This window comes from Mucilaginibacter sp. (genome assembly GCF_965200995.1).
In the GTDB taxonomy this organism is placed as follows: Bacteria; Bacteroidota; Bacteroidia; order Sphingobacteriales; family Sphingobacteriaceae; genus Mucilaginibacter.
In genome coordinates, this window is the sequence record NZ_OZ241743.1 from 2304379 (window position 1) to 2322164 (window position 17786).

17 protein-coding genes are annotated in these 17786 nt (G+C 47.2%); 5 read left to right on the plus strand and 12 right to left on the minus strand.

The genetic code is table 11. The features are described 5' to 3' along the window. Positions 1–222: 222 nt before the first annotated feature. The 4 genes from ACY652_RS10840 to ACY652_RS10855 all read right to left on the minus strand — a co-directional run bounded on the left by ACY652_RS10840 (position 223) and on the right by ACY652_RS10855 (position 3332). Positions 223–1167, minus strand: coding sequence for a hypothetical protein (locus tag ACY652_RS10840; RefSeq protein ID WP_462264389.1), 945 nt, complete (start codon positions 1165–1167; stop codon positions 223–225). A gap of 64 nt (positions 1168–1231) precedes the next feature. Then, the gene (locus tag ACY652_RS10845) at positions 1232–1447 is read right to left on the minus strand and encodes a DUF2442 domain-containing protein (RefSeq protein WP_462264390.1); all 216 of its coding nucleotides are present in this window, start codon (positions 1445–1447) and stop codon (positions 1232–1234) included. A gap of 155 nt (positions 1448–1602) precedes the next feature. After that, complete coding sequence (locus tag ACY652_RS10850; protein WP_462264391.1) at positions 1603–2325, minus strand: YebC/PmpR family DNA-binding transcriptional regulator; 723 nt, start codon at positions 2323–2325, stop codon at positions 1603–1605. A 53-nt stretch (positions 2326–2378) separates the two neighbouring features. After that, complete coding sequence (locus tag ACY652_RS10855; protein WP_462264392.1) at positions 2379–3332, minus strand: NAD-dependent epimerase/dehydratase family protein; 954 nt, start codon at positions 3330–3332, stop codon at positions 2379–2381. A 311-nt stretch (positions 3333–3643) separates the two neighbouring features. Between ACY652_RS10855 and ACY652_RS10860 the strand changes: the two genes are divergently transcribed. Next, positions 3644–5803 (plus strand): ATP-binding protein, encoded by a 2160-nt coding sequence (locus tag ACY652_RS10860; protein ID WP_462264393.1) that lies wholly within the window; start codon positions 3644–3646, stop codon positions 5801–5803. A gap of 147 nt (positions 5804–5950) precedes the next feature. On the opposite strand, the gene ACY652_RS10865 is transcribed toward ACY652_RS10860, so the two are convergent. From ACY652_RS10865 to fumC, 4 genes are all read right to left on the minus strand, one after another. Beyond that, the gene (locus ACY652_RS10865) at positions 5951–6388 is read right to left on the minus strand and encodes a low molecular weight protein-tyrosine-phosphatase (protein ID WP_462264394.1); all 438 of its coding nucleotides are present in this window, start codon (positions 6386–6388) and stop codon (positions 5951–5953) included. Between the two features lie 175 nt (positions 6389–6563). Then, complete coding sequence (locus ACY652_RS10870) at positions 6564–7367, minus strand: S1/P1 nuclease (protein WP_462264395.1); 804 nt, start codon at positions 7365–7367, stop codon at positions 6564–6566. A 5-nt stretch (positions 7368–7372) separates the two neighbouring features. Continuing rightward, positions 7373–7840, minus strand: coding sequence for a fumarate hydratase (locus tag ACY652_RS10875; protein WP_462264396.1), 468 nt, complete (start codon positions 7838–7840; stop codon positions 7373–7375). A 145-nt stretch (positions 7841–7985) separates the two neighbouring features. After that, complete coding sequence (gene fumC / locus ACY652_RS10880) at positions 7986–9383, minus strand: class II fumarate hydratase (protein WP_462264397.1); 1398 nt, start codon at positions 9381–9383, stop codon at positions 7986–7988. A 314-nt stretch (positions 9384–9697) separates the two neighbouring features. On the opposite strand from fumC, the gene ACY652_RS10885 reads away from it, so the two are divergent. Beyond that, entirely contained in the window at positions 9698–11611 is a 1914-nt protein-coding gene (locus ACY652_RS10885) for a reverse transcriptase domain-containing protein (RefSeq protein ID WP_462264398.1), read from the plus strand. 434 nt (positions 11612–12045) lie between these two features. Continuing rightward, positions 12046–12750, plus strand: a complete 705-nt coding sequence (locus ACY652_RS10890) for an FISUMP domain-containing protein (protein ID WP_462264399.1) — start codon at positions 12046–12048, stop codon at positions 12748–12750. Between the two features lie 250 nt (positions 12751–13000). Here ACY652_RS10890 and ACY652_RS10895 read toward each other — a convergent pair whose 3' ends face one another. Then, entirely contained in the window at positions 13001–13339 is a 339-nt protein-coding gene (locus ACY652_RS10895; RefSeq protein WP_462264400.1) for a hypothetical protein, read from the minus strand. Between the two features lie 371 nt (positions 13340–13710). Further along, positions 13711–13962: a hypothetical protein gene (locus ACY652_RS10900; RefSeq protein ID WP_462264401.1), complete on the minus strand. Its 252-nt coding sequence runs from the start codon at positions 13960–13962 to the stop codon at positions 13711–13713. Positions 13963–14108: 146 nt separating this feature from the next. Here ACY652_RS10900 and ACY652_RS10905 point away from each other — a divergent pair, with 146 nt between their 5' ends. Together ACY652_RS10905 and ACY652_RS10910 are read left to right on the plus strand one after the other, a co-directional pair. After that, a complete protein-coding gene (locus ACY652_RS10905) occupies positions 14109–14633 on the plus strand; it encodes a Crp/Fnr family transcriptional regulator (RefSeq protein WP_462264402.1) in 525 nt (174 codons plus the stop codon). A gap of 58 nt (positions 14634–14691) precedes the next feature. Beyond that, positions 14692–15075: a hypothetical protein gene (locus tag ACY652_RS10910; protein WP_462264403.1), complete on the plus strand. Its 384-nt coding sequence runs from the start codon at positions 14692–14694 to the stop codon at positions 15073–15075. Between the two features lie 160 nt (positions 15076–15235). Here the strand turns inward: ACY652_RS10910 and ACY652_RS10915 are convergent, their stop codons facing one another. Both ACY652_RS10915 and ACY652_RS10920 read right to left on the minus strand, forming a co-directional pair. Then, the gene (locus tag ACY652_RS10915) at positions 15236–16144 is read right to left on the minus strand and encodes a helix-turn-helix domain-containing protein (protein ID WP_462264404.1); all 909 of its coding nucleotides are present in this window, start codon (positions 16142–16144) and stop codon (positions 15236–15238) included. A gap of 141 nt (positions 16145–16285) precedes the next feature. Continuing rightward, on the minus strand, positions 16286–17050 hold the full coding sequence (locus ACY652_RS10920; protein ID WP_462264405.1) for an SDR family NAD(P)-dependent oxidoreductase: 765 nt from the start codon (positions 17048–17050) through the stop codon (positions 16286–16288). Positions 17051–17786: the final 736 nt, after the last annotated feature.

Consider the following 17786-nt stretch of genomic DNA (forward strand, 5'->3'; position numbering starts at 1 on the left):
ATCGTCATTTCGACCGCAGGGAGAAATCTTCTTCAAAAAGCCTGTCTGCGGCAGAAGATTTCTCCCCTGCGGTCGAAATGACGGGTTTATTTCTAAACCTATTGTACTTACTACAAAGTTTATAAATTACTACTTGTCATCCTGAGCGATAGCGAAGGATCTGTACAAGAGTAGAGTCAAGTGTACAAATCCTTTGCTATCGCTCAGGATGACATAAATTGTTTATTCCTCCGGCGGTTTCGGCTTGGCCATACCCGGCTTAAAGCGAGGCTTGTAGGCAGGCTTCGGTGCTTCGGCAGGTGCTTCATCCGCATTGCCGGGCGCTGTGATATCAGTAGCCGCCGGGGCGGTAACCGCCTGAACTGGAGTGGCCGGTTCCTCTGTAACCGGCGCTGTAAGTGGCGTTGCTGTAGTTTTGGTAACGCCCGGTTTAAAACGTGGCTTGAAAGCCGGTTTGGTTTCTTCTGCTGCCGGGGCATTGCTTAATATTTCCGGTGCTTCCGTTAGCGGGGTTGTTTCCGTTGGTTCTTCCGCCTTTGTTTCCGGCCCGGCAGGCGCAGGGTCATTAGCTATAGTTGCGGCTTTCGTTACGCCCGGCTTGAACCGGGGCTTAAACGCGGGCTTTGCCGCAGGCGGCATTTCAGGGTCAGGCGTATCAGTTGCGGCAGGCGGTAAAGGGGTTTCCGGTAATGGCGTTTCTTGCGGCGCAGCAGGCTTTGCCATGCCCGGTTTAAAGCGCGGTTTAAAAACTGGTTTGTCCGGCGGTGCCTCTGTGGTTTCTGTAGATGGGGTTGGTGCTGTTGTATCAGCAGGTGCGTCAACAGGCGGTACGGGCTCTTTATTCACTTCTGTAGGCCGGGTAGGGGCATTGGCTTTAAACCGGGGCTGAAAGGCCGGTTTGGTGGCGGTGGTTGCTTCTTCGGCTAAGGTTTCGGTGATGGTTTGCTCCGCTATCTGGTTCTCGAATCGTACTTTTTCAGGCTTGGGTTCGGGCGGCAGCACATACAGGCGGCGCAATTTATTAAACCAGTATTTTTTGGTATGGTCAAAGCTTTTCTCGCCCATTTGCTCGTAGTGCTTTTCAAATTCAGCAAATAAACCCGGCTCCGCCTGCTGCAGCAAAGCGAGGCTGATCTTCTTCTTTTTAAAAAACTCTTCGAACGTCATGATTAAAAGTACTGTGTCATTCCGACCGCAGGGAGAAATGACAGTAAAGACCTATGATGTTAAATCACACCGGAATCTCAACCCCCAGCTCGGCCCATTTCAATCCATAATCGGTAACGGTCCAGTTGCTGCGCTGCTCCTCAGTAGCTTGCAGCAACTGGGGATAAAAGGCCAGCGGAAAAGCGGTTTGGTGCCCGTCCGGCTTCTCTACATACAGCGTTTGCCCTTTTATGGTTACTTTATAGTCTTTCTTTTGATTGCGCGAAGTGAAGATAGCCATAGTTTGAATTATAAATGAACTAATACGTGATTGCACGGAATTAAAGCCCCCTCTAAATCTCCCCCGGTAAGGGAGACTTTTAAGATTTCCTTTAATAGGTTAGCTTTACCTGCAATGTCTTGATTCCTGCTTCTTGTCTCTTGCTTCTATCCTCGTTAAGCCATATTATAATACACCGCCTGCACATCGTCATCCTCTTCCAAACGATCAATCAGTTTCATTACATCTGTAGCCGCTTCCTCCGAAATTTCGGTGGTAGAAAGCGAAACCCGTTCCAGCTTAGCCGATTTGGTTTCGATACCCAGTTCCTCTAAAGCCTTCTGCATTTTGCCAAAATCCTCAAAAGCGGTATGAATTACAGCCTCATCCTGGCCTTCCTCGTTGGTTTCCACAAACAGGTCTTCCAGGCCGGCATCAATCAGTTCAAATTCCAGTTCTTCCAGATCGCGTTCGCCCGGCTCAAAGCGGAATACGGCCTTGCGCGAAAAGATAAAATCGAGTGAACCGGTTTTGCCTAAGGTACCGCCTACTTTGGTAAAGTAGCTGCGCACGTTGGCTACGGTGCGGTTGGTATTGTCAGTAGCGGTTTCTACCAGCACGGCAACGCCATGCGGCGCATAGCCTTCGTATACCAGTTCCTCGTAGTCCTTTTCGTCCTTGCTGGAAGCGCGTTTAATGGCGGCCTCTACCCGGTCCTTCGGCATATTTACCGCTTTGGCATTCTGCATGGCGGTGCGCAGGCGAGAGTTGGTTTCGGGGTTAGGCCCGTTATCTTTTACCGCCATTACAATTTCCTTCCCTAAACGGGTAAACTGTACGGCCATTTTGGCCCAGCGCTTAAATTTTCTTTCTTTTCTGAATTCAAATGCTCTTCCCATATATTTTGAATGTAATTACACTAATCAATCCATAATCAGTGTAATCCAATAAATTATAAAGTTACGGTATTCTTTAGGTTTTCCAGCATGGCCGATGTCATGCCGGGCAGGTCATACTCCGGTTGCCAGTGCCAGTCCTGCTGCGCCTGGCTGTCGTCTATGGATTGCGGCCAGCTGTCGGCAATGGCCTGGCGGCTGTCGGGCCGGCAGGTGAGCGTAAACTCAGGCAGGTGCTGCTGTATCGCTGCGGCCAATTGCTCCGGCGTAAAGCTGATACCCGCCAGATTATAGCTGGAACGGATGCTGATCTGCTCCGCAGGGGCCTCCATCAATTGCAAGGTGGCGCGGATGGCATCGTCCATATACATCATGGGCAACGCGGTTTGGGCGGACAGAAAACTTTGGTAAGTACCCTGCTTAAGCGCTTCATGAAAGATGTGAATGGCATAATCGGTGGTGCCGCCGCCGGGGGCCGCCTTCCAGCTGATGAGGCCGGGGTAGCGGATGCTGCGCACATCCAGCCCGTATTTGGTATGGTAATACTCGCACCAGCGTTCGCCGGCTAATTTACTGATGCCATAAACCGTGTTGGGATCCATCACACAATACTGCGGCGTATGCTGCCGGGGCGAGTGCGGGCCAAACACCGCGATGGAACTCGGCCAGAATACTTTTTGCACCTTAAACGCTACCGCCATATCCATTACCTGCAGCAGGCTGTTCATGTTCAGATCCCAGGCCAGGCGGGGCTTTTGCTCGCCTACGGCGGAGAGGATGGCCGCCAGCAGATAAACTTGTGTGGGTTGGTAAGCGGTGAATAATTCGTGCAGGCGGTCTTTGTCTAACACATTCAGCAACTCAAAGGGGCCGCTTCCGGCCAGCGTTTCGTTGGCCGGGTTAATATCAGCGGCAATTACACTGGCGTTGCCAAACTTATTCCGCAGGGCCAGCACCAGTTCGGTACCGATTTGTCCGTTAGCGCCTATCACTAAAATCTGCTCACTCATGATCCGGTATTATACAGGGGCAAAGGTAAGAATTTGCCTTAAAGAGTATGGATAAATGAGGCGGGTAAGATTAATGTTAAAGAAGAACAATTAATTTGCAACTGGCTTTCAGTACATAATTTCCAAAAAAACAACTGTTCCCTAAATTGCTTTATAGCGCAGATCAACAGATACGGCGTTTTAAGTTTTAACGAAAATAATTACTTTTACAGTAAACTTGAATTATTGTAGGTAAAGCTGCTTTTAATTGTTTTATAAATAATTACTGCAGTATTTTTACCAACAGGCCTATAGTAAAAATCCATTACATAGTGAATCCATCAGCATACGAAGACTTTTATACCGGAGCGCAGTTTCAGGCTTTTTTCAAAAATTCAAACCGCTCGCTGGTGATGAAGGCGGATGCACCGCGCTTTACCATACTGGCGGTTAGCGACATCTATCTCCGGCTTACCCATAAGCAGCGCGAGGACTTGTTGGGTAACGGATTGTTTGAAGTTTTTCCCGGCAGCGGTGATTACCTCACAGAGCGAAACAGTGTGCATAGCTCGTTTATGCGGGCCATTGCTACCAAAACTGTTGATGAATTGCCCGTTTTTAAATATGAGATTTATCTGGCCGAATCAGGCAGCTATACTACGGAGTACTGGACCAACGTAAATGAGCCTTTACTGGATGATGAAGGAAATGTTGCCTGCCTTATCAATACCACCACCAACATTACCCAACAGGTGCTGAATGAACAGGCGCTTGCGGAAAGTAAAAATCGCCAGCAAGACCTGAATCAGGAACTGATTGCAGCTAACAAAGAATTGGTAGCCAGCAACGAAGATCTGGCTAACACAAACGAAGAGTCAAGAGTAGCCAATGAAAATCAGCAGGCTTTAGTTAAAGAATTATCGGTAACTAAACAGAACCTACAGCTGGAGCGCGACCGCCTGAACCGGTTTTTTATGCAGGTGCCGGCAGGGGTATGTATATTAGACGGCCCGGCTCATACCTATGAACTGGTGAATGTAGAATATCAAAAGCTTTTTCCGGGAAGGAGCCTGGTAGGTTTGCCTGTGGTAGCAGCCTTGCCTGAATTAAAAGGGACACCTATAGAGGATGCCTTAAACGAGGTATATAATACCGGTAAAACTTTTGAAGCCAATACTTTACTGGTTCCGCTGGCCTTTACCCCCGACGGCCCTGTAGAAGACCGGTACTTTAACTTTATTTACCAGGCAAGGTTAAATGCGGATAACCAGGTTGACGGCATACTGGCGCTGGTATTTGAAGTAACAGAACAAGCGCTGGCACAGCAAAAAATACTGGAGCTGAATGAAGACCTGAGTTCAACCAATGCAGAGCTGGCCGCTGCGAGTGAAAAGCAGGTGGCCACCAATGAAACGCTAACCACCACGAATGTGCGCCTGTCTGAAAGCGAAGAGCGGCTCAACCTTGCCATTGCCTCAGCAAATCTGGGTACCTGGTATATGGATGTTGCCACGCGCGAATTTATTCCGTCGCCAAGGCTTAAGGAATTATTTGGTTATTACCCGGATGAACCAATGCCTTATGAGGCTGCCATTGCGCAGATTACCGACGAATATCGCGATCAGGTGGTAAAGGCGGTAGAAAATACAATTACCCAGGGCATGTCTTATGATTTAGAGTACCCTGTAACAGGGCATCATGACCAAAAGCTTCGCTGGGTGAGGGCTACCGGCCGGTTGTTTCAATCTTCGGACACAGGAGTAAGCCATTTTTCAGGGGTGATAGACGATATTACCGAGCGTAAACGCGATGAGCAGCGCAAAAATGATTTCATTGGCATGGTAAGCCATGAACTGAAAACGCCGCTTACCTCCATGACCGGCTACATCCAGATGCTGCAAGGCAGGGCAGCGAAGGCGGAAGATACCTTTGGCGCTAATGTGCTGGGTAAGGCCAACACCCAGGTAAAGAAAATGGCTGCCATGATCAACGGCTTCCTGAACATGTCGAGGCTGGAATCGGGTAAGATACATATTGATAAGCAGCCTTTTGATATGGCCGGTTTAATTAAAGAAGTGGAGGAGGAAACGCTGGCTTCTGTTTCTACGCACCGGGTAATATTTGCACCGGTAGAACCTACCCCTGTAATGGCCGACCGTGATAAAATAGGGCAGGTGATCAATAATCTCATCAGCAATGCGGTTAAGTATTCGCCCGCAGGCAGCATTATCAATGTGGCCTGCGTTACAGCCACAGACCTTGCTATGGTAAGTGTTAAGGATGAAGGCATGGGCATAGCGCCGGATGATGCCGGGAAACTTTTTGACCGTTACTACCGGGTGGAAAGCCAAACTACAAAATCAATTGCCGGTTTTGGTATCGGCTTATACCTGTGTAAGGAGATTGTGGAGCATCATGAAGGTAAAATTGCTGTAAAGAGTGAGGTAGGCAAAGGATCAACCTTTTATTTTACGCTGCCGGTGCAGCAATAAGACGCTTGCAGGCAGTATGTAGTATGGTGGGTTACACTACAGGCAACGGTCAGATCAGTTCTCTATCATTGTAGGTACAATGCCGTAGGGAGCTTTATACCTGCAATAAATAGCCGGGCCAATTTGAGGTGCTTTTATTATCGTTTCTTACCGGCTGTACTGCCTGATGATATCTTTACACCCTTCCTCAATCAGCTCAAACACCGGTTCAAACTGCGTGTGGTCAAAATAAGGGTCGGGCACTTCCTTGTCGTTCAGCAGCAGCTTTACCTTTTGCCTGTCCTGCGCGGTGCGGGCCAAACGCAAAATATTGTTTAGGTTGGATTCATCCATCGCCAGTATCAGGTCGAACGCATCAAAATCGCCCGCTTTAAACTGGCGGCATACCTGTTGGGTAATATCGATGCCATGCTTACGCGCTACCTGCACCGAACCCTGGTGCGGCCCTTTGCCCACATGCCAGTTGCCCGTACCCGCCGAATCTGCCTGCCAGTTCAGGCCCTGTTCATCGGCCAGGTGCTGCATAATGCCCTCCGCCAGCGGCGAGCGGCAGATGTTGCCCAGGCAAACCATGAGTATTTTCATGTCCTATAATTTGAGGATCAGATAATTTTAATATCATTTTAAACTATACGTCATTGCGAGGAACGAAGCAATCCTCAACTATGCAGGTCGAACCTGTAAAGCGACTCTGTGTGCCGGGGATTGCTTCGTTCCTCGCAATGACGATTATGATTGAGGATACATCTGGAAACCAATTTTACCCAAAGATACTGTTCAGCACGCCGGCCAAACGTACGCCGGCTTTAAGCAGTTGCTGGTTTACGGTGGCAATATTCTTATAAATGTACTGGTATGTGCGGATCTGCTCATTCGGCTTTACCCCGGCATAAATTTGCGTAGCCAACTGGCTCGACTCATACAGCCACTGGCTGATGGGGTCTTTTTGCCATTGGGTACGCTGGGCAGGGGTGGTGTAATTAATGGCGGCGGCATACTCGGTATAGCTCAGTTCCTGGCTGTCTATCAGCTGGCTGTCCCAGATGGAGTGCAGATTGGTCATGTTCGGGTTGTTGCCCCATTGTACCTTTATATCGTTACCACCCTTATCCGCCGTGTGGGCCACGTGCATGGGCTGGTGCACATCTTCCACCAGGTGAATCAGCACCTTTAAATACAACTGCTTATTCTCCATCGAAAGATTCTTCTTTTTCAACTCACCCACCAAAAAGTTGATCTTGGTATAGGCATCCACTGCGGTATCAGCCTTCAGGTATACCTGCAGTTCCGGGTAGGTATACTCCTTATCCAGATCCACATAATGCCAGGGCGAAATGTAGTTGTACTTCGGGTCTGATTTAATGAAATCGGCATAATTACTTACCATCGCTACGCTCTCATGGCCTAAAATGGCCTTTATGGCCTGCCGGGCTTTAGGGGTAAGGTAGGCGGAGGCAATCTGCCCGGCCACGCGGTGGCCTTCGGTGCCCCAGGCCAGGCTTTGCAGCGGCGCATATAAAAGGGCGGCGGCAATGGCCAGTTTTTTAAATACGTTCAGTTTCATGTAAGTTATAAATGTTGTGGGATACAGTTTAATCTTTTAACCAGCCGCAGTTGCAGCGGTACTACATCGTTAATGTTGGTGAGTTGCAGCAGGGCATCCCCCTTGCGGCTCACCTTAAAGTTTTCCTGGTAGGTACCATAGCGGAAACAGCTGCCTTCGTTCTTAATCTTATGCCGGGCATCACAGAAAAAGCCGTGCAGTTGCAGGGTATCGTGCTGCTGCACGTAGTCGCCCTTCATGTACTCCGTCCAGCGGCCGCGGGCCATGCAGGTATCGGTGCCGTAATTAATTTTGCTGAAGGTTTGCTGCTGCACATAAAAAGAATCGCAGGTAAACTTAAACTGATACAGCGCGTACTGCACCAGCTTTTGCTGCCCCGGCACCGAATCCTGCCGCCACTCCCCCTGCAGGTAAGTTTGGCCGGGCGTCTGTATGGGCGGGTTGGAGGCGCAGGAAGCAAGTAAAAACAGCAACGCAACGCCCCCCGGCCCCCTAAAGGGGGAGCAGGCCCCCCGACCCCCTAAAGGGGAGATTTTATTAAGCGTTAAATAAAGGCATTTTAGCATATATACAATTCAAAAAAGCCCTCCCCCTTTAGGGGGCCGGGGGGCGAGGGGTTTACTTCAAACTGCCGATCATATCCTCCGGCTTCACCCACTGGTCGAACTGCTCGCTGGTGAGCAGGCCCAGGCCGATGGCGGCCTCGCGCAGGGAGGTGCCTTCCTTGAGGGCGGTTTTGGCAATCTTGGCGGCGTTTTCGTAGCCGATGTGCGGGTTCAAAGCGGTGACCAGCATCAGGGAATTTTCGAGGTGCTTTTTGATGCCCTCGTAGTTGGGCTCGATGCCTACGGCGCAATGGTCGGTAAAGGAAACGCAGGCATCGCCGATTAACCGGGCCGACTGCAGGAAGTTGGCCGCCATCACCGGCTTAAACACGTTCAGCTCGTAATGACCGTTGGAGCCGCCGATGCTGATGGCTACATCATTACCCATTACCTGGGCGGCTACCATGGTAACGGCCTCGTTTTGGGTAGGGTTTACCTTGCCCGGCATAATGGACGAGCCCGGCTCATTATCCGGGATATGGATTTCGCCGATACCGGAGCGCGGGCCTGAGGCCAGCATACGGATATCGTTGGCAATCTTCATCAGCGATACCGCGATTTGCTTAAGCGCGCCGTGGGTTTCCACAATAGCATCGTGGGCGGCCAGGGCCTCAAACTTGTTCTCGGCGGTGCGGAAGGGCAGGCCGGTGAACTGGGCGATATATTCGGCCACCTTTACATCATAGCCTTTGGGGGTGTTGATGCCCGTACCTACGGCGGTGCCGCCCAGGGCCAGTTCGCTCAAATGATCCAGCGTGTTGCGCAGGGCCTTGAGGCCGTGGTTAAGCTGCGATACATAGCCCGAAAACTCCTGACCCAGCGTTAGCGGCGTGGCATCCATCAGGTGGGTACGGCCTATTTTTACCACGTTCATAAACTGTTCGGCTTTGGCCTGCAGCGCGTCGCGCAGTTTCTCTACGCCGGGTATAGTGCATTGCATTACCACCTGGTAGGCGGCAATGTGCATGGCGGTAGGGTAGGTATCGTTTGAGGATTGCGATTTATTTACATCATCATTGGGGTGGATAAACGTTTTACCCTCGCCCAGTTGGTTGCCCTGCAATACATGGGCGCGGTTAGCCACCACCTCGTTCACGTTCATGTTGCTTTGCGTGCCCGAACCGGTTTGCCAGATCACCAGGGGGAACTCGGCGTTCAGGGTGCCGGTTAAAATCTCGTCGCACACCTGGGCTATCAGATCGCGCTTTTCGGCGGGGAGCACGCCCAGATCGGTATTGGTGTAGGCGGCCGCTTTTTTGAGGTAGGCAAAAGCCTCGATAATTTCGTGGGGCATGGAGGCCGGCGGGCCGATGCGGAAGTTATTACGCGAGCGCTCGGTTTGTGCGCCCCAGTACTTGTCGGCAGGTACCTGTACCTCGCCCATGGTATCGTGTTCGGTTCTGAAACTCATAGGGTTTGTATGATTTTTTTAACGCCGCAAAGTTAGGGTTTTGTTGGAGGATATGCGGAATGGGATGTGATTATTTGGGGAGTGGGGCGGGAGGAGCGGGGAGTGGGTGTTGGGTGGCCGGAGGTAGATTTTTTGATGGGGCGAGTTTGCAATTTATGTCTTATAAAGTACGCTATACCAGTTGTATTTTGAAGGACACGAGTTGCAAACGCGCGCCAGCGAAGTGGTTTATACGCATAAATAAAATATAATATTTGTATTGAAATTTTTTAATAAGTCTTATATTGTACAAGTGATCTAACCTCGCAATGACCATGACCAAAAATTTCAATATAGGAAACGTAATCAAGGAAAAACATGTAGATAAAGCTTTTCAACTCTTAAAGTTGCAGCTTAGAGAAACAAATTTTACATTTAAAATTATAGATTTACAAATCTATCGAAAAGAAGGGTATATAGATACTTTTAATGTGTCTCAATACTACACCAAATTTATACAAAAAGATTTATTATATAATTATCCTGATTTATTTTATATAAATCAGTATGCCATTCCAAAAGGCGCTTATGGCTTAAGGAGATTTCATTTTGCTTCATTTAATCTTATAGTGTTATATTATTCATTAGGATTTTATTTCTATGAATTGGTTAATGACTCCTTGCCAAGGATAGAATTGTTTAAAAAGCGTTTAAATAATATAAAAACCTACTATGGTGGTAGTATCAATTTTGAACATCCTGACAAAAGTGAAATATATTATCAATCTGATTATATTCAGTTTAATCAAGGCGTAAAAGCCGTAATTAAGCAAGGTATTAACAAAAATCGAAAAGTAGCAATTGTGAAATTGGACATACAGGATTTTTATGATACAATTGATACTTCATTATTATTAGAGGCAATTGAAAAGTATAGTTTGCCTTCAACGAAAAAAAGATTGAGCTATGATAATACCACTAAAGAATTAATCCATGGCTTGTTTTTGTTTTTAAATAAAACTGGCTTTGGATTGCCTTTATCTGCCCAAAATATTATTTCTAACTTTATAAGTTATATCTTTCTTTTTGAACTCGATAATTTTGTTCAGCATCAAAAATTTTATGTTCAGAGTGGCTTTAATTACTATCGCTACGTGGATGATTTCTTTATCATATTACATCGAGACATAACACTATCAAATGAAGTAATTGGAGAAGAAATATTTAATATTTCTTCAAATATTACTAATTTCCTACATACTCAATTGAAATTAAAGATTAATCACTTAAAGTCTCAAAAGTGGATCGTTGAAACAGAGTCTGATTACAACGATTTTTTAATTGAAGAAAAATTCATCAGTTTTGTCGATCCTGTGAAGAAAATGGGTATTAGTCCCCAAGAAAAGATAAACGAAGTTTGCGATATTATCAAGAAGTTGAAAGATGAGTTTTTAAATAGTGGTAAAACTGATATCAATAATGACGATGATGTTGCGTTAAAGGAAGTTTTTGTAGGTTCCATAAAACATTATGTTAAATCTCCTGAAGCTATTAAGAGTTTAGATGAGGCTTTTGTTAATTGGAATCCAATTTTAACGTTAAATAGCGTTAAAGCCTTAATGTTCTTAATAGGAAATTCAAACGTTGGATATCGACTAATCAAAGATTATCTAACAAATAATTTTACTGAAAAAATGAGTAAAATACAAAATGTATATTTACTTGAGAAATTTTTGAACTTGGACAATTATGATAATAGTCTTAATGAATTGATTTTAAATGTGAATAAGCCCAATTCGTTTTATTATTCACTGGTTCAAAGGATGATTAATGGAAAATTAGATCAGGCTAAAGTATGTTTGCCTATATCAGATTTAATTCTTCTCACCAACGATTCATTAATGCAGCAATTAAAGATGATGGTTTTAGCGCAGGAGGAAGGTAAGTATAATTTAGCTTTTAATCATATGCTTAATGTTTTTCACATGCTATGTTTTATTTCAGATAATAATAAAGCTACTGATAAACTCAAGAACTATGATCAGAATGATATTGTTGATTACCTCACAACAAAAAGTGCTTCTATAGATGAAATCAATTTTGTAATGTCATTTTTTGATCGTAGAAATAAGAATAATATTTCCCATCCAGGGGAGGAGTTAATGGAAAATTGGGTCGTTAACGAAACAGAATATTATTCGTATTATCAGCAGTTGTACAAACTGATTGAAAGAAAGATTGTCTATTGAAATAGACCCTTATGTTGGCGCGAGTGTGTAACTTGTGACCACGTAGGCATTGCCGCTTTGCAAGAGCGGCACGAGTTGCAAACTCGCGCCAGCGAAAACCCAAAGCAAAATACGGCAAAATTATTACAGCAGGTCGATATCCAGTACTCCTTTGCCACCACTATAGTCAATAACGCTGTTATACTTCCAGTGTTGCTGCTCAGTTACCAGGTCGGCTACTACGCTCACGCTCGTTTATAACGAGCGTGGCCTCTGTTTAGCGTTTGCAACGCGATGGTATAATGAAGGGGCGTTGCAAACGCCGTGCAGCTTTAAGCGGTTCGTTGCAAACGAGCGAAAGAAAAATGTTTTGAGAATGTTTGGTTATTAATCTGCTTGTTTATACATGTGCTTGCCTGTATATTTAGCGCATTAAATTCAACCTAATATATTCCATGAAAAAATTGCTGTATAGTTTATTGATTACTATGTTGGTTGCCGGTTGCGGTAAATCATCTGTTACGCCAACTGATACCACTAACACGAGTTCCGGCGGTACTACAACACCCGGCAAAGTTACCATAGGTGGTAGCGAGTACAGTACGGTGGTAATCGGTACCCAAACATGGACTGCAGTTAACTACAACGGAAGCGGTGGCTATAACTATAATAATTCCAGTGTTAGTGATGTTAATTATGGTAAACTGTATACCTTGGCCGAAGCGAAAGCCATCAGCCTGCCCTCCGGCTGGCGTTTACCAACAAAAGCAGATGCAGAGGTATTGCTAAAAACACAAGGCAATCTTAGCACAATTACCTCCAACGGAATAGAATATGAAATACTAAACAATCAGGTGTTCTCTACAAAGCTTTTCCGTTCTACGGCAGGCTGGTCAGTAAACACCGGCACAAATGCTACTGGCTTTAATGCATATCCGGCAGGTTATGCAACAACTGATTTGAAATTTAGCGGCTTGGGTTTAAGTACCGATTTTTGGACGTCTACCGCTTATGCCAGTACCACCTATCCAAAAGCGCAGTACACGCTCAGCATTTATGCCGAAAATTTAAATTCATCGGTAACCGAAACCATCGGTTTAGGCGTTACTTTATATGGAGATAAAGGGCTAAGCTCCATAAGGTTTGTGAAAGACAATTGATATTTAAAGCTTTTTCTGCCTGCCCCCTCATTGGTTTAAGTCTTCCCTGCAAGGGGCGACTTAAACCCTAACTTAGAACCAAGGATTCTTATCCGCCTTTGATAGCAACAGCAGCTGACTACAGCACCAATGGTTATCAATCGGAGCAACCATTGCAGGCTTGGTGCCCTGTCACGCACAGGAGAGGTCCGGGCATGGTATCAGCATTTATTCATCCTTCGGAAGACTTGAACTGGGAAGCGACTAATAGTCAATAGTATCTTTTTTCAGGATTATTTTTTGCAGTTAGTTTAATCACCTTTTCAATCAGCAAAAAGAGCCCTGCGGTGAATACCATAGTCCCTAACAAGCTCACCACCCCGCCTATGGCATAGTACGACGTCATATTGTTCACGGACATCGCCCGGGCCTGAGCAAAGTAGGGCAGGTAGGTGAAAAAGGCGGTCATAATGAGTCCAATGACTGACCCCACAACCAGAAGTATGGCGTCCAGTTCTTGCCTGCTTACCAGGTAATAGCAGCAGGCAGCTAAAACCAATAATGGTGCAACTAACGGGAGCGAAGCCAGGAGTAGTCTTAAAAATTCCATCTATCTGTAATTTGTATCAACAATCAGTTAAGGGTTCAATATAGAAATTATCTGATAAAGGTTTAGCAATTGCGTTGCGGTTCAGGAGTTTTTACGTTCACTGCTTTAAGTCGCACCTTACGCTCTCCTTACGCTGGCGCGAGTTTGTAACTCGTGACCCCGTAGGCATTGCCGCTTTCATTGTTGACTTGCCAAAGCGGCACGAGTTACAAACTCACGCCAGCGAAAAGCGCGGGGAAAAATTTAAATTTATCTGCCCAACACTTGTGGTTGCAAACGTGCGCAAGAAGATATTCGGTAAAGCCGTCGGCAGGTCTGCCTTTTCTAAAAACCACCATCTCATAAATTTATCAGCTTAAAGCAAAATTACCTTATCCATGCAATTTACTCAATCCCTCCGCTATGGCCTGCAACAGCGCTACGCTTAATTTGCTGCCTTTGCCCTCTGCCTGTTCGGGCGCTACCAGGGCGCGGTAGTTGCGCTCCTCGTCGGGCTCAAACTGCACGGGCAGGCCGTTTACCTGCACCTCAAAGCGGTAGGTATAGCCCCAGGGCAGCAGGCGGGTTTCCAGTTCTAAAGCTTCGCCTTTAAAACTAACCGGCAGTAAAAATTCATCGTCCATACCTGTTATAAGTTAATCTGCCGGCGGTTGTTTGGCCTGCAGGTAACGTTAGGCGGCTTTGGTTAAATTAAGGGTTGTGGCGCTCACCCGGTACAAAATAGCTGGCTAATCAACTATATTTACCGGCATTACTTAGCCAACCATACATGCTGCCCATTGATGAAAAGCTGCTCACCGTAAAAACCTTTGGCCCTAAAACAATGCTGGTGCGCGAAGGTGAGGTGCCCGATGAGCTGATGCTGATCACCAGGGGCTGCATCAGGGCTTGGTACAATGCCGGAGGGCAGGATATTACCCTGCAGTTTTTCTTTGAGGGCGAACCGGTAACGGCCATTGAAAGTTTTTTGAACCAAACCCCCAGCGCCATCTATATGGAAACCCTGGAGGAATGCGAGGTGCGTATACTTAAAAGGGCCGATTTTGTACTGCTTATGGCCACCAGTGCCGACCTGAAGGACTGGTTTTACAGCACCGCCATTGAAAAGCTGCTGGCGCACACCCACCGGCTGCTATTTTTGCTTAAAAATAAACCGTTCGACCGGTACCGGCAGCTTTTGGCCGAAAAGCCTGCGCTGCTGCAAAGGATACCGCAGCATTATATTGCCTCCTACCTGGGTATCACGCCGGTATCATTAAGCCGCATCCGCAACCGCAGTAAAAATATTTCTTAACAATTGTTATCGTTGCCACTGCGCCCGGTTGTGCACTTTTGCCGGTATAACCGGAACTATGAAAGCGCTGAATTTTTTAAAGATCATCACCCTGATTAATGTAACCGTAGCCGCCGGCTTTTCGGTAGCCGGAATGCTCAACCCCGGCCTCATCGTGCCGGCCCATGTCGGTGCCGGTAAGGGTATTGCCGTTTTTGCCTTGTATGCAGGCGCCAGAACGCTGCCCTTTGCCATTATCGCCATTCTTTCCATATTCAACAAGCAGTGGAACGCTTTGATCACCCTGGCGGTACTGGCCGGCCTGATACAGCTACTGGACGGGTTTATCGGCCTCTGCCAGCACGACCTGTCTAAAACCATCGGCCCCTTTATAATTGCCCTGTTGGAGTTTGCGGCCATTTACCTGGTACTGAAAAGCAGCCGTAACGCCGCGCAGCACTAAACCGCTTTTCCGGGCCTTTATGCATTGAGGTTGCCCGCCAGATGGGCACTTGCCGCAACTTGGTAAGTAACATCAGCCCGGTAACCTCATCATGTACATGGCGGACAGGCAGCGTAACGAGGTTGCTTCGTCGTTCCTCCCTGCCATAACCACTGAAATTTTATGCCCTGAATGCCAGCGGTGTTAACAAGGTTTGCTTTTTAAAGTAGTTGGAAAAGTGGGCGAGATCATCAAACCCCAGCGTATAGGCAATGCTGGCCACGCTCCAGTCGGTTTGCCTGAGCATAATTTTGGCTTCCTGTATCAGCCGGTTGCTGATGAGGTGGGTGGTAGTGGTGCCGGTGGTTTCCTTTAATACCTTGTTGAGGTGGTTTACGTGCACGGCCAGGCGGTCGGCATAATCCCTGGCCGAGCGCAGCCCCAGGCGCTGGTGCGGAGATTCGAGCGGAAACTGGCGTTCCAGCAGTTCAATAAATAAAGACGAGATGCGCCCGGCTGCATTCTGCGCCGTACCGAGTGGCGGCAGGGGCTGCAGTTTTTGCCCGTAATGGATGAGTTCCAGCACCAGGTTGCGCAGCAGGTCATATTTATACAGGTAATCAGCGGCCATCTCCCGCTGCATCTTCCGGAAGATATACTCCACCTCCGGCACCTGTTGGTCCGTAAGCCGGAAGGCAGGCACCTGGCCGGGCTGATAGATGGGCAGTTCTTCCAGGTGTACACCCGTTTTGCCCTGCGCCAGAAAATCAGGCGTAAAAATGCAGAACATCCCCGTCTGGCTGCCCTGCTGCGGTACCCAGTGATACGGAATCTTCGGCGTAGCGAACATCAGGGAATTGCCTTCTATCGCTATCACCTTGTCGGCAAACTCGGCCCGGCTGCTGCCCCGCAGCCAGCTTATTTTATAATAGGCGCGCCTGTTGTAGGGCATGGTGCGCTTTCCGGTAGCCTTGTCAAAAAGGGTTTCGGCCTCAAACACATTAAAGTGGCCTATCTCCCTGGCGATCCCCTCCGGCAGCGGAATGGCGTTGTGCTGATAGAAGTCGTTAAGTGATGATGGGTTGTTCATGCCGGTTTGCAAAATTCAAATATAACCATCCGGCACGGCACCGGCAACAGGAGAAAAAAATACAGGCCATTAAAAGCGAATATTGAACTTTATTCGCCTTTAATGGCCGTTTATGGACTTTTATGAGCTTTTATCAACTGTTTACAGCATCATTCCGCCCGAAACTTCGATGCGCTGGCCGTTTACCCAGCCGGCTTCTTCGGTGCACAGAAAGGCGACCACGCCACCCACATCCTCAGCAACGCCGGGCCTGCCCAGGGCCGTTACAGCGCTTACCTGCTTCTGCGATTCCTCGCTTGAACGCAGGTGCGCCCCGCCAAAATCCGTCATGATCGCCCCCGGAGCAACGGTATTGGCCCTGATGCCGCGCGGCCCCAGCTCTTTAGCCAGGTACCGGGTAAAGACTTCTATGGCCCCCTTCATAGCCGCGTAAGCCGATGACCGGGGGAAGCTCACCCGCGTTAACCCACTGGATATGTTAACGATACCCCCGCCATCATTCATCAGCGGGATCAGTCCCTGTGTTAAAAAGTAAACCCCTTTGAAATGAATGTTCAGCAGCTCATCAAAAAAGTCTTCAGTTACCTCGCTGATAAGCTTATAGCCGCCAATACCGGCATTATTCACTAAAAAATCAATATGACCGGTGCCAAAAGTGCCGTTCAGCACATCTTTCAGCTGATCAGAAAAGGCACCGAAGCTTTTAACCTCGCCCGTATTCAGTTGCAGGGCGGCAGCCTTTCGCCCGCCTTGCTGAATTTGGCTCACTACCTGCTGCGCTTCTTCGGCCTTGCTGTTATAGGTAAGTATCACATCGATGCCTTTTTCGGCCAGGCGTAAGGCCATGTCTTTACCCAGGCCACGGCTGCCGCCGGTTACCAGGGCAATTTTTGCTGTATTTTCCATATTTATATTTTTAACTCAAAGTTAATATATGAATTTCAGGTAGTGATTGCAGTATTCAATCGATTATTTGTGTAAACCAAATGATTTTAACCTCTTTGCGTTATCGTTACCCGTTGCTGTAATGATGGTTAGTGTATAATTGATCAGCTAACAGCAGATTCAACTTGTACGCATGGCTGGCGAAATTCCAAACTGCGATTGTATTTGTGTATACAATCTGTTAGGTTGGCAGTAAACCTAAAGTAAGGCCGATCCTTATAAGGCACCCATCCGGTACCACCTCAAATTCATCCGCAACCAGTTTGCAATTGACTTAAAAACTCAGCTAAGACTGATGAATTAGTAAATACCAAATCACGGCTATAACCAGTAGCTTATGGCTCAATTATAAAAATAAGTGTATTGTAACCTTTAAAACTATTTTGCGTAAAAAACGGGCATCTACCAAAATCTAAATTACATGCAATTCTCTCTCACTCGGCTTTTGCCCGCAAAGCTGCTGCATAGCCCTTTAAATGCAGTCAGCCGGTTATTTGATAACAGGCTGCTTCGAAATAAGGATTATATTAAAGTACAAAGCCGGTTAGCGGAGTTAGAGAATGCAGTAATGTTAGCCAATAACCGGATTGCCGAGCTCAGGCACAAAAATTCATGCTTAACTGATTAGTTTGGCAACTATTACAGTGCCTTAGGTACTGGCTGCAGGCGCAACCTCTAATTTGCCTGATTAACTTAA